At 38.1% G+C, this 12,782-nt stretch carries 13 protein-coding genes; 7 read left to right on the forward strand and 6 right to left on the reverse strand.

What is annotated here, in order from left to right; translation table 11 throughout:
• The first annotated feature begins 176 nt into the window (after nucleotides 1-176).
• From rpmB to mutM, 7 genes are all read left to right on the forward strand, one after another.
• Nucleotides 177-413, forward strand: a complete 237-nt coding sequence (rpmB, locus tag HMPREF2813_RS04425; protein WP_005542826.1) for a 50S ribosomal protein L28 — start codon at nucleotides 177-179, stop codon at nucleotides 411-413.
• Between the two features lie 11 nt (nucleotides 414-424).
• Nucleotides 425-595 carry a 50S ribosomal protein L33 gene (gene rpmG / locus HMPREF2813_RS04430; RefSeq protein ID WP_005613503.1) on the forward strand — a complete coding sequence of 57 codons (171 nt, stop codon included), beginning with the start codon at nucleotides 425-427 and terminating at the stop codon, nucleotides 593-595.
• 347 nt (nucleotides 596-942) lie between these two features.
• Nucleotides 943-2,307 (forward strand): diaminobutyrate--2-oxoglutarate transaminase, encoded by a 1,365-nt coding sequence (locus HMPREF2813_RS04435; RefSeq protein ID WP_014550999.1) that lies wholly within the window; start codon nucleotides 943-945, stop codon nucleotides 2,305-2,307.
• Nucleotides 2,308-2,453: 146 nt separating this feature from the next.
• The gene (gene vapB2, locus HMPREF2813_RS04440; RefSeq protein WP_005648011.1) at nucleotides 2,454-2,687 is read left to right on the forward strand and encodes a type II toxin-antitoxin system antitoxin VapB2; all 234 of its coding nucleotides are present in this window, start codon (nucleotides 2,454-2,456) and stop codon (nucleotides 2,685-2,687) included.
• Entirely contained in the window at nucleotides 2,687-3,085 is a 399-nt protein-coding gene (vapC, locus tag HMPREF2813_RS04445; RefSeq protein WP_005651560.1) for a type II toxin-antitoxin system tRNA(fMet)-specific endonuclease VapC, read from the forward strand. The genes vapB2 and vapC overlap by 1 nt, the downstream gene beginning before the upstream one ends.
• Nucleotides 3,086-3,104: 19 nt before the next feature.
• Entirely contained in the window at nucleotides 3,105-4,640 is a 1,536-nt protein-coding gene (gene ddc / locus HMPREF2813_RS04450; protein ID WP_014551000.1) for an L-2,4-diaminobutyrate decarboxylase, read from the forward strand.
• A 230-nt stretch (nucleotides 4,641-4,870) separates the two neighbouring features.
• Nucleotides 4,871-5,686 carry a DNA-formamidopyrimidine glycosylase gene (gene mutM, locus HMPREF2813_RS04455; RefSeq protein WP_012054544.1) on the forward strand — a complete coding sequence of 272 codons (816 nt, stop codon included), beginning with the start codon at nucleotides 4,871-4,873 and terminating at the stop codon, nucleotides 5,684-5,686.
• A 73-nt stretch (nucleotides 5,687-5,759) separates the two neighbouring features.
• Here mutM and degS read toward each other — a convergent pair whose 3' ends face one another.
• From degS to HMPREF2813_RS04485, 6 genes are read right to left on the reverse strand one after another with little or no spacing between them, the layout of a single operon-like run.
• The gene (gene degS / locus HMPREF2813_RS04460; RefSeq protein ID WP_005651554.1) at nucleotides 5,760-6,782 is read right to left on the reverse strand and encodes an outer membrane-stress sensor serine endopeptidase DegS; all 1,023 of its coding nucleotides are present in this window, start codon (nucleotides 6,780-6,782) and stop codon (nucleotides 5,760-5,762) included.
• Nucleotides 6,783-7,901, reverse strand: a complete 1,119-nt coding sequence (gene ribD / locus HMPREF2813_RS04465; protein ID WP_005686201.1) for a bifunctional diaminohydroxyphosphoribosylaminopyrimidine deaminase/5-amino-6-(5-phosphoribosylamino)uracil reductase RibD — start codon at nucleotides 7,899-7,901, stop codon at nucleotides 6,783-6,785.
• Nucleotides 7,902-7,903: 2 nt separating this feature from the next.
• Entirely contained in the window at nucleotides 7,904-8,353 is a 450-nt protein-coding gene (gene nrdR / locus HMPREF2813_RS04470) for a transcriptional regulator NrdR (RefSeq protein ID WP_005651549.1), read from the reverse strand.
• Between the two features lie 54 nt (nucleotides 8,354-8,407).
• Complete coding sequence (recC, locus tag HMPREF2813_RS04475; RefSeq protein ID WP_014551001.1) at nucleotides 8,408-11,773, reverse strand: exodeoxyribonuclease V subunit gamma; 3,366 nt, start codon at nucleotides 11,771-11,773, stop codon at nucleotides 8,408-8,410.
• A 45-nt stretch (nucleotides 11,774-11,818) separates the two neighbouring features.
• Nucleotides 11,819-12,106 carry a DUF5374 domain-containing protein gene (locus HMPREF2813_RS04480; RefSeq protein ID WP_005655928.1) on the reverse strand — a complete coding sequence of 96 codons (288 nt, stop codon included), beginning with the start codon at nucleotides 12,104-12,106 and terminating at the stop codon, nucleotides 11,819-11,821.
• On the reverse strand, nucleotides 12,099-12,782 hold the full coding sequence (locus HMPREF2813_RS04485) for a DUF2572 family protein (RefSeq protein ID WP_005659188.1): 684 nt from the start codon (nucleotides 12,780-12,782) through the stop codon (nucleotides 12,099-12,101). Before HMPREF2813_RS04485 ends, HMPREF2813_RS04480 begins: the two co-directional genes overlap by 8 nt.

Raw genomic sequence — 12,782 nt, forward strand, 5'->3', positions numbered from 1 at the left:
TCAGGAAAATCGCATTTACACTTGAGAAATGAAAACAAAGTCAGTATAATTTGCGACCTTTAATATAGTAAGCGGGTCGGATTAGCGCGACCTGACGAGGTAGCAAGCTAGGTTTAACCAGCTTTAAACAATCCGAACCGTAAGCTCGAGCTTATATTTAATTATTGGAGATTATTATGTCTAGAGTTTGTCAAGTAACAGGCAAGCGTCCAGCTGTGGGTAATAACCGCTCACACGCAATGAATGCGACACGTCGTCGTTTTCTTCCAAACCTTCACACTCACCGTTTCTGGGTTGAAAGTGAAAACCGTTTCGTAACCTTACGTTTAACTGCGAAAGGTATGCGTATTATTGATAAAAAAGGCATTGATGCAGTATTAGCTGAAATCCGTGCTCGTGGCGAAAAAATCTAAGGAGCTAAAAAATGGCAGCTAAAGGTGCTCGTGAGAAAATCCGTTTAGTTTCTACTGCAGAGACAGGTCACTTCTACACAACTGATAAAAACAAACGTAATATGCCTGAAAAAATGGAAATCAAAAAATTTGATCCAGTAGTGCGTAAACACGTTATCTATAAAGAAGCAAAAATCAAATAATATTGATTTAATTATTTTAAACCCGAGTAAAAACTCGGGTTTTTTATTTGTTCTTATTAGAAACGTTTGCTTTTTATTTAGCCGTTTGACTCGTAAGAAGCTAAATTTGCTTTTCATATTGCAAAAAAAATATACAATTGTCCCCGTTTTGACGTAACCCTACATCAAAACCTGTTTCCAACCTAGCCCGTCCAATGGGCAAACTAGGGTAAAAACAAAAAAGCTGAAACGCTTTTTTTAATAAGTAGCGAGTCAAATGCCCTATGTGTCTGTTTTATAAACAGTAAATTTATCGCAAGGCACCCGACTTATTTTTTTTCACCTCTTTTAGAAGGTTTTAATCAAAAATGACAATGATTACCCCTGTACAAGCAATTCTTGCTTCAAACCAACATTTTTTAGATCGCCAAGATGTAATGGAATCCAACGTACGTAGTTATCCTCGCAAATTACCTTTTGCCTATGCAAAAGCACAAGGCTGTTGGGTTACTGATGTTGAAGGTAATGAATACCTAGACTTTTTAGCAGGCGCAGGAACCCTTGCATTAGGACATAATCATCCTATATTAATGCAAGCCATTAAAGACGTATTAGATAGCGGATTGCCGTTACACACTTTAGATTTAACCACTCCACTTAAAGATGCGTTTAGTGAAGAATTATTGTCATTCTTCCCGAAAGATAAATATATCTTACAATTCACAGGCCCTTCTGGTGCAGATGCAAATGAAGCAGCCATCAAATTAGCCAAAACTTACACAGGGCGTGGCAATATCATTGCTTTCTCTGGCGGTTTTCACGGTATGACCCAAGGGGCATTAGCCTTAACAGGTAATCTTGGTGCAAAAAATGCCGTTGAAAATTTAATGCCTGGCGTACAATTTATGCCATATCCACACGAATACCGCTGCCCATTTGGCATTGGTGGCGAAGCGGGTGCGAAAGCAGTTGAACAATACTTTGAAAACTTCATCGAAGATGTAGAAAGTGGCGTAGTAAAACCAGCTGCAGTAATTTTAGAAGCAATCCAAGGAGAAGGCGGCGTTGTTTCAGCACCAATAAGCTTCTTACAAAAAGTACGTGAAGTAACCCAAAAACACGGCATTTTAATGATCGTCGATGAAGTGCAAGCTGGTTTCTGCCGTTCTGGAAAAATGTTCGCTTTTGAACACGCAGGCATTGAGCCTGATATTATTGTGATGTCAAAAGCAGTTGGTGGCAGCTTACCATTAGCTGTATTAGCTATTCGTAAAGAATTTGATGCTTGGCAACCTGCAGGACATACAGGTACATTTCGTGGCAATCAATTAGCGATGGCGACAGGTTACGCTTCACTTAAAATTATGCGTGATGAAAACCTCGCACAAAATGCCCAAGAGCGTGGTGAATACTTAACCAACGCATTACGCGAATTAAGCAAAGAATATCCGTGCATCGGCAACGTACGTGGTCGTGGCTTAATGATGGGGATCGATATTGTAGACGAACGCCAATCGAAAGATGCGACAGGGGCTTACCCGCGCGATTGTGAATTAGCGGCAGCAATCCAAAAAGCTTGCTTCAAAAACAAACTCTTGCTCGAACGTGGCGGACGCGGTGGCAACGTGGTTCGCGTGCTTTGTGCGGTAAACATCAACCAAAATGAATGCGAAGAATTTATCAAACGCTTCAAACAATCTGTTGTAGACGCATTGAAAGTGGTGCGTAGTTAATTAAAAGCGGTCTGATTTTGCAAATGTTTTGCGAATTTTGACCGCTTGTAAATTCAAAATGGTAGGGAAATCCCACCTTTTTTCTACTCAACTGTATAAAACTGGGATATACTTATGCTATATACAATTAAGCATAAGGAATAACTATGATTGAAGCCTCTGTTTTTATGACTAATCGAAGTCAAGCTGTGCGTTTGCCCGCTGAAGTTCGCTTTTCTGAAGAAATCAAAAAATTATCGGTTCGTGTATCGGGCAGTGATCGGATTTTATCGCCTCTCAACCAATCTTGGGATAGTTTTTTCTTGAATGATCAAGCAGTTAGCGATGATTTTATGAATGAACGAGAAATTGCATTTCAACCAGAGCGTGAGGCTTTATAGTGTTGAAATATATGCTTGATACTAACATTGTGATTTACGTGATTAAGCGTAGGCCATTGGAAATTCTTTCTCGCTTTAATCAAAATGCAGGAAAAATGTGCGTGAGTAGCATTACTGTGGCTGAACTCTATTATGGAGCTGAAAAAAGCGAATATCCCGAAAGAAACATTGCGGTTATTGAAGATTTCTTATCACGCCTCACCATTTTAGATTACCAACCAAAGCATGCAGCTCATTTCGGCAATATTAAAGCTGAACTCTCTAAACAAGGGAAATTGATTGGCGAAAATGATATTCATATAGCGGCTCATGCTCGTAGTGAAGGGTTAATTCTGGTTAGTAACAATTTAAGAGAATTTGAGCGAGTTATAGCATTACGTACAGAAAATTGGGTGTAATTCATATCTAGGAATAATTATGTCAAACCTCAAACAACACAAACAAGCTTTGTTTTGCAACGATAACGAAGCCATTAACGATTATGAAACAGCGATGCATAATGCGGTGCAAGCAGTCTCTGCTTGGCTGAAAAATGAAAAAATGTACACAGGCGGTTCAATCAAACAAATGCGAGCCTTAATAAGCGGTTTTAATCCGACGAAAGAGGGTATGAGTGTACAGAAATCACTCGATCATTTGGTAGAAATTTTCCTTAATCCAAGCCTTAAAGTACATCATCCACACTCACTTGCCCATTTACATTGCCCAACGATGGTAACAAGCCAAATTGCGGAAGTACTGATTAATGCGACCAACCAATCAATGGATTCTTGGGATCAAAGCCCAGCAGGTTCAATTATGGAGGAGCATTTGATCAACTGGCTACGCCAAAAAGCAGGCTATGGCGAAGGCACATCAGGCGTGTTCACTTCTGGTGGTACTCAATCTAACTTAATGGGCGTATTGTTGGCACGCGATTGGGCGATTGCAAACCACTGGAAAAACGAAGACGGCTCTGAATGGTCAGTACAACGTGATGGTATTCCAGCAGAAGCAATGCAAAAAGTGAAAGTAATTTGTTCAGAAAATGCACATTTCTCTGTACAAAAAAATATGGCAATGATGGGAATGGGTTTCCAATCGGTCGTGACCGTGCCATCAAATGCAAATGCACAAATGGATGTGATTGCACTTAAACAAACACTTGCACAGCTTAAAGCTGATGGCAAAATTACTGCCTGTATTGTTGCTACCGCAGGCACAACAGATGCTGGCGCAATTGATGACTTAAAAGCCATCCGCAAACTTGCCGATGAATATCAAGCGTGGTTACACGTTGATGCCGCTTGGGGTGGCGCATTATTGCTTTCCAAAGATTATCGCTATTTCTTAGATGGTATTGAATTAACTGATTCCATCACGCTTGATTTCCACAAACACTTCTTCCAAACGATCTCGTGTGGGGCGTTCTTGTTGAAAGATCCTGCGAACTATCGCTTTATCGATTACAAAGCGGATTATCTCAATTCGGAATATGATGAAGCTCACGGCGTACCAAACTTAGTGGCAAAATCGCTACAAACAACTCGTCGTTTCGACGCATTAAAATTATGGTTTACCCTTGAAGCATTGGGCGAAGATCTTTACGCTTCAATGATCGATCACGGCGTAAAACTGACCAAAGAAGTCGAGCAATACATCAACGATACTCCTGCCTTAGAAATGCTTGTGCCAAGTCAGTTTGCATCGGTGTTATTCCGTGTCATACCAAAAGACTATCCAGCTGAATTTATTGATGCACTAAACCAAAACGTGGCAGATGAACTCTTTGCTCGAGGCGAAGCAAATATTGGCGTGACTAAAGTAGGTGACAAACAATCACTGAAAATGACTACCCTAAGCCCGATTGCAACATTGGAAAATGTTAAAGCGTTATTAACTCAAGTACTAACAGAAGCAAATCGTATTAAAGACGACATCAAAAATGGCACTTACACACCACCCATTGATTAATTAGTTAGTCAATTAACACAAAAAATAACCGCTTGTATCTGAAAACAGGCGGTTATTCTGTAAAATAAAAATCTTTTAACATAGATCAAACGAGATATATAAATTTTATCCATTAGATAACTACCTATATTTTTGAAATATTCATCATTTTAATTTTCAAAGAATATAAAAAATGGTAAAACTAACCGCACTTTATATCATTATTCTATCTACTTACTAAGTTGAAAATTATGCCGGAACTTCCTGAAGTCGAAACTGCACTACGTGGTATTAGCCCTTATCTTAAGAATTTTACGATTGAGAAAGTTGTCGTGCGCCAGCCTAAATTGCGCTGGGCTGTATCAGAAGAATTAATAACCCTTAAAAATGTAAAAATTGTCGATCTCACTCGTCGAGCAAAATATTTGATTATTCACACGGAAAAAGGCTATATCATCGGGCATTTGGGCATGTCCGGTTCGGTGCGAATTGTGCCACAGAATAGCGCAATAGATAAACATGATCATATTGATATTGTAATGAATAATGGCAAGTTATTACGCTATAACGATCCTCGCCGTTTCGGTGCTTGGTTGTGGACGGAGAATCTAGATGACTTTCATCTTTTCTTAAAGTTAGGCCCTGAACCACTTTCTGATGAATTTAATGCCGAATATTTATTCAAAAAATCTCGTCAAAAATCTACCGCACTTAAAACTTTCTTGATGGATAACGCTGTGGTTGTTGGTGTTGGAAATATTTATGCGAATGAAAGTTTGTTTATTTGTGGCATTCATCCCCTTAAACTCGCTAAAAATTTGACTCTCAATCAATGTTTCTCTTTAGTGAACACGATTAAAGATGTTTTGAGAAAAGCCATTATTCAAGGTGGAACAACACTTAAAGATTTTTTACAGCCCGATGGTCGCCCAGGTTATTTTGCACAAGAATTATTGGTATATGGCAATAAAGATAAACCTTGTCCAAAGTGCGGTGGAAAAATTGAAAGTTTAATTATTGGACAGCGTAATAGTTTCTTTTGCCCGAAATGTCAGAAAAGGGGTTAGAACAAATAAATTTTCAAATTGAAAAGAAAGTATTAAATATAATGAAAACAGCGGTCAAAATAGACCGCTATTTTTAATTTACTGGAAATTCTTCAATAACAACTGGAATTTGTAAAATTTTGCCTAATCGGAGAATAGTGACGAGAACTTTTGAATTAGGTTTTGTATTTGCGATAATTTGCATCATTTCTCGGGCTGAAATACCTTCTTGATTATTTAATTTCAAAATCACATCGCCAACTTGAATACCTGATTTCGCAGCTGGGCTGTTCGGGCTTACGTCTGTGATAACTATGCCTTCTTCACTACTTGAACTAATATCACTTTGTACACCAAAATAACCTCGAATCACACGTCCATCACGCATAATTTTACGTAGTACATCATTTGCAATATCTATTGGAATGGCAAAATTTAGTCCTTCTGCGATTTCATTGGCGGTTTTGCCAATACTTAGCGTGCTAATTCCAACCAATTCCCCAGCAGAGTTAATTAAGGCACCGCCTGAGTTTCCGCGATTAATTGAAGCATCAGTTTGAATAAAATTTTGTCTGCCCACCGAATCGCCTACCGCATTACGACCGATTGCGCTAATGATTCCTTGAGATACGCTTTGTCCTAAGTTGTAGGGATTACCGATTGCTAATACCACATCGCCAACGTGAGCTTGACGCGCTGAATTTTGTGGAATAGTTGAAAGATTATTTGCACGAATTTTAAGAACAGCGAGATCAGTGAGATCATCTGAACCAACAAGACTGGCCTCAAAAATATTTCCGTTTTGCAACGCTACTACAATTTGATCTGCATTTTGAATGACGTGTTTATTCGTCAGAATATAGCCATCTTTACTCATAATCACACCAGAACCTAAGTTATTCACTTGTAGCTGATCATTATCATTAATGCTGGCGGAAGAAAAAGAGCGGTTATAAACATTCACTACTGCTGGAGAGGCAATACGCACGGCATTTTTGAACGATACAATATCGTCTGAAGTGAAGATATTGCTGTTATTCAGTCTTGGAACCGCAAACAAAATCACGCCCGCAGCAGCCAAGCCCCAAAGTGCGGAATGGAAAAGTTTTTTAAGCATTTAGACTCCTTTCGGTGTGTAAGTTAATTTTATATCGTCACCGATTTGTTCTAATTCATTGAGTTGCCATAATGGTGCATCGGCAAGTTTAGTTAAATTCGGTAATTGGCATAGACCACGAGCATTGTCTCCAAGTAATTTTGGCGCAATGTAAATAATCAATTCATCCACTAATTTCGCATCAATTAAACTGCCCGCTAAATTTGCTCCAGCTTCTACCCAAAGGGTATTGATTTGTCGTTTTCCCAATTCTCGCATTAATTCTTTTAGTAAATTTTCTTTCGGAAGAATAATTTGTTCACAAAAATCAGGAAAGCCTGTTAAATCTCGTGTTTCACTAGAGACTAACCAAACGGGAGAATGGGTTAAAAAAAGTTTATGAGTCGGCTGAATGCGATGTTGTGAATCTAAAATAACTCGGACAGGCTGGCGAAGATCTTCTTTTTTATATTCTGTTTTAAGATTTTCAGGAAATTCATCCCAGCGTACGTTCAGGCTTGGATCATCTGCAATGACTGTTGTGGAAGTAGATAAAAGTGCGGATGATTTTGCTCGCATTTTTTGTACGTCCGAACGAGCATCTGGGCCCGTAATCCATTTACTTTCTCCACTTGCCATTGCAGTTCGTCCATCTAAACTCATGGCGAGTTTGAGTTGAACAAAAGGCATACCTTGACGCATTCGTTTTAAAAAGCCTTTATTTATTTTTTCCGCTTGATCGTTTAATAAATTCACCGCACTTTCGATACCAGCATCAGACAACATTTTCAAACCTTTTCCTGCGACTTGAGGATTCGGATCTTGCATAGCCGCAATGACTTTCACTACGCCCGCCTCAATTAATCCTAATGCACAAGGCGGTGTTCTCCCATAGTGAGAACAAGGCTCAAGCGTAACATAAGCTGTCGCACCTTTTGAATTTTCTCCTGCTTGAGCTAAGGCAACACGTTCAGCATGAGGTTGTCCTGCCTTAAAATGAAAGCCTTCCCCCACAATTTCACCATTTTTAACCAATACGCATCCCACTGATGGGTTCGGTGTGGTGGTATATTGACCTTTGGCGGCTAAATCTAAGGCACGTTGCATAAATACGCAATCTTGTGAGGAAAATTCAAGCATAATTAATCCTTTAATTTTTCAATTTCGATAGTGAATTGATCAATATCATCAAAACTTAAATAGACTGATGCAAAACGAATATAAGCCACTTTATCGAGTTTTTTTAATTCATTCATCGCAAGTTTACCCACTAACTTACTTGGCACTTCACGTTCTCCAGTTGCACGCAGTTGAAGAATTATGTGATTAATTGCTTTTTCTACATCATCTGCACTTACAGGACGTTTTTCTAAGGCGTGTTGAATACCGCTGCGCAATTTATCTTCATTGAATGGCTCACGTGTACCATCAGTTTTGATAATTTTCGGTATGATTAATTCTGCCATTTCAAAAGTAGTAAAACGTTCATGACAATGACCGCACTCACGGCGGCGGCGAACTTGATAACCATCAGATACTAAACGGCTATCAATGACTTTAGTTTCTTCTGTATCACAAAATGGACAGCGCATAGATAATTCTCCATAAAAGGGCGTTATTATACTAAAAAATAGGTTATTTGACGATTAGCTTTGTGCCTTTCTTGTCTTCTTTTGTGCGAATAATAAGCCAAACCAAGCTTTTGTTTGTTTTAATAATTTTGCAAGATTTTCAGGTTGTTTAAATCTTGAGGTCTGCGCTAATACTCGTGACCAATATGGATCGGCTTTTGGCCCGAAACCATTACTTTCAGTTAATTCCCGAAGTTTTTCAGAAACGGAATTTTCATCACCTACAATAAAATCACTTATATTTCTTACTGTTGGCACCAATTGGATTTCAATTTGACTTTGTAAATAATCTTTTACGTAAATTTGTAATTGAGCAAGCGCAACTTCACGCTCAATAGGCGGTAATTCGATAACTTGATCTTGCGTAATTAATTTTGCTGGTATCGCATTTTCTTGTGTGACACATTGAATCAAATAATAAATCCAAGGACGAATACAATAACGATCTTTGTATTTCGCAAAATGCCAGTGAATGACTTGTGAATCATCGCCAAATAAAGCGTCCATATAACCAAATAAACGGATTTTTTGATTTTCGTTTTGCCAATCTACGGCAATATTAAAATCTATAGAAGCCTGTTTAGGCTCGCCAAGATCGGCTATTTTCTCTTTAAATTCTAAAACATTGTCACGAATATTTTCAGCATAAACCTTTCCAAACTCTGCGCGCGGTAACACGCCTTTTACTTCTGCTTGTCTAAAATAATCAGCAAAATTTTGTTCATCAAGGTAAATTAAGTCATTATTGAGAGAATAATTATCTAACCCACTTAAAGTGAAGTTTTCACTGTCAGCAATGCGTTCATCTTTATCGCGGAAATAAACACCAAGTTGTTTTTCAAAGAAAAATTTCACTGGATTTTCCACAAAGCTGACTAAAGAATCCAGTTCAACTTCTTCGATTTTTTCAGGGTTTTCTGTCATAGTGACGGCAAATTCTGAATTGCTAGCAGCCGTGTCAAATTGTGCTATTGGCAACCATTTTGTCGCAAAAGAGCGGGTAAATTTCTCGTTATATTTGAAATTATCTGGGCTAAATGCGGTCATTGGATGTTCAATGACAGTAAGGACATTTTCCTTTTGCCCTTGATTAATATAATCCAACAGTTGGCTTACCAATACGGATGGTTCTTTCGGTTGATTATCTGTAATGGAACGGCCAACATAGCTGATATAGCAATAATCACGTGCTGCCAATAAGGCTTCTAAGAACAAATAGCGATCATCATCACGGCGAACACGATCGCCTTTTTGATAATGATATTGCATTAAATCAAAACTGTTTGGTGTTTGTGTTCTTGGGTAATCCGCATCATTCATTCCAAGTAAACAAACCACTTTGAATGGCACTGAACGCATTGGTAATAAGGTGCAGAAATTTACTTTTCCTGCAAGGAATTTGAGGCTATTTGGCGCATCTTCCAATTTCATTGTGATGACATCGGCGATCACTTCTGCTTGTAATTTTTCAGTAAAATGGAGCGTTTTTAGATGCTCAGCTAATTCATTAATTTTCTCTTGAATATAGAAAATCATGTCGCTTGTGTCTTCATTTCGCACGAAGAAATCCGATAAAAGTGCGGTTAAAATTTCTTGCCATTTTTCGATGGAATGTGCTTGTTGCAGCGTTTCATGCAGCGCGGAAAGTGCGGTGAAAAAATGAGATAAATTTCCAGCAAGCTCGCCCTTTAAGCCATAGCTGCTGTTTAACCCCAGACTATCTTGCCAAATGCCCTGTTCTTCACGCATCGCATAGCCTAAAATCATTCGTTCTAATCCAGCCTGCCAAGAATTGAAATTGATGCCATCTTGATTTTTTTGCAAACCGACACGAATCCCTGAATCCGCCACCCATTCTCGCACTAATGGTAAATCAGCAAGAGAAATATTAAATCGTTCTCGCATCGCAGGAATATCCAACAATGCTAAGACATCCTCTGCACTAAAATTGCTTTCTTTTAAGCCTAATAAAGTTAAGTAACTTGATACTAACACATCATTTTCTGAAAGTTTATTATCCGAAAGTGAAAATGGAATTTGTGGTGCACCCCCATTTTTTTGCCCGAAAACGGCTTGAATATAAGGCGTGTATTGGTTAATATCTGCCACCATAACAACTACATCTTTTGGCGTAAGGTTAGGATCTTGATTGAATAAATCCAGTAAATAATCGTGCAATACTTCCACTTCTCGCATAGCACTGTGGCAAGAATGTAGGGTTAAAGTGCGGTCATTTTTTGCGATATTTAACGGTTTATTTTCTAAATGCAGAATTTGAGACTGTAATTGCCCAAGCAAACTGTTTGATTTAATTTCTTGATAGGCATTGACGGGATAAGTTGGAATATGTTCTTCATCTCTCACCAATGTATAGAGAAAATCTCGTCCCATTTTTCCCCAAGCCGCCAGTAATGGATTGCCTAGTTGAAGGTTTTCTTTTTGATAAGTGACGTCAAACTGAGCGTTTTCTAGTTGAGAAAGTTGATCCTCGGAAAAGAGCGGTTGATTTTCATCTTGTTTATTGAATTGATAACGCTGACGAGAACGCAAATAATCAAGGCGTAGATCACTAATATCCCCCCAATATTCTTGGCAAGGATTATTAAAAAATAAATGAATATCCACTTCAGAGGATATCGCTTGCAAAATATTAAGATAAGCAGTTGGAAGCGCAGGAATACCAAAAATAAATATGCGTGAAGGTAATTTTTTCGGTGCTTTTTTATCGGCAAGCAAGGCTAAGAATTGATTATGCAAAGCCGCTCGATGGGTGGCTTCATTAACATCTGATTTAACATCGACGACCAATGCACGCCATAACTCACCTTGCCATTTTGTGTTGCCTTGAATTTGCGCAAACAAAGTATTGTTTAGGTTAGGTTGCTGTTTTTGTATTTGATCAGTGATTTGTTCATCTTCGCCTTTTTCCCAAGCAAAAATCCATTCAGGTCGATAAACTAAATATTGGTCAAATAAGTCGGCTATTTTACTGCTAAGTTGATAAAGTTTATATTGTTCAGAATGTGGCGAAGATGATAAATAATTGCGTAGAGGCGAAAAATTTTCTTTCTCAAGAAAAATTGGGATTAAGCGCATTAAACGCCACATCATTGAATCTTTATCAAAAGGGTTCTCTAATGCCGTTGCAGGTAAATTTTGTGCATAAAGTTGCCAAATAAAACTGGCTGGCATAGGAAATTTTAGGTTTGCTGAAATACCTGTTTCTTTGGCAAGTTCAATTTGTAGCCATTGCAGCATATTAGGGCTTTGTACCAAGATAATATCTTGTTGAAAAGGATCTTCAGGCGGTAAAGATTTGAATAATGAAGAAAGAATTTCTTTTTGTTTTTCAAGCTGATTGGAATAATAAACAATGAACACAATGGCGACCTTTTGATGATTTAACCTAGAAAAAACAACGCCATTTTACTGAGTTTTTATCAAAATTTCACTCGTAGGATAACGCACAATAATACGTTCATTTTCACATTGAATACGAAAAGTTAAGCCATTTTGTTGTATCAATTGTTCACAAGCTAACCCTAAAAATTGGCGTTGAGCTTGATTCTCCGCAATCTGTATTGCCTGAAAATCTTGATAAGTTTTCACCGCACTTTTTCTTTGGCTTGCCGTCCATTGATTAAAAACAAGAAATAAAACGCTAAATAAAGTTAAAGAAAATAACAATGTAATAAAAGATATTCCTTTATTCATCCTGAACATTAAAATCACTCCAACTTTTTTCTGCTAACTGCCACTGACTATATTGTTGCACTAAAGCAACCACCGTCTTTTTCCCATAAGCTAAAGTTACGCCATCTAAAGTTAAATTCCCACTGGTAATCACTGCGCCACTAATCCTCCCTTTGCCAGTCAATTTTAAATCGCCCTCTGCAATTAATATGGCAGATACGGTGCCATTAATTTCAACTTCTGCTTGTGAATCTGAAAACCAATAAAGTTTAGGCATTTTATTCGCGTTTAAAATTCTGGGTGGGGAAGAAAAGTGCGGTCGAAAATAGGCAAGTTTTTCGCCAGTCACAAAATCTTTCAATGCACCTTGATTATCTCCCTTTTTAGGCGATTTTTTAAATAGACTCATTCTTTCACACCAAAGAAAATATTGAATTGCATCGGCGGCACCCTCAAGGGCGATGCTGATTTGCTTCACACTTTCATCATTATTTAAGGGTAAATCAAGGCAGGCAGTTTGTTTTTTCTCCTCTGTCATTTTTTGCAGTTGTAATGTTCTTTCCACATAGTGTTTTCGTTGATTTTGTTGCGCCCGAAAAAAACTTAAATGGTTGTCATCCAACAATAAAAACGCAGTTAATAAACCTGAAATAAAAATCAGAATAGTCAGCGTGATAATGCCTTTTTGTGTTGTCAT

Origin of the sequence: Haemophilus sp. HMSC066A11 (assembly GCF_001811665.1) — a bacterium.
Lineage (GTDB): Bacteria > Pseudomonadota > Gammaproteobacteria > Enterobacterales > Pasteurellaceae > Haemophilus > Haemophilus influenzae.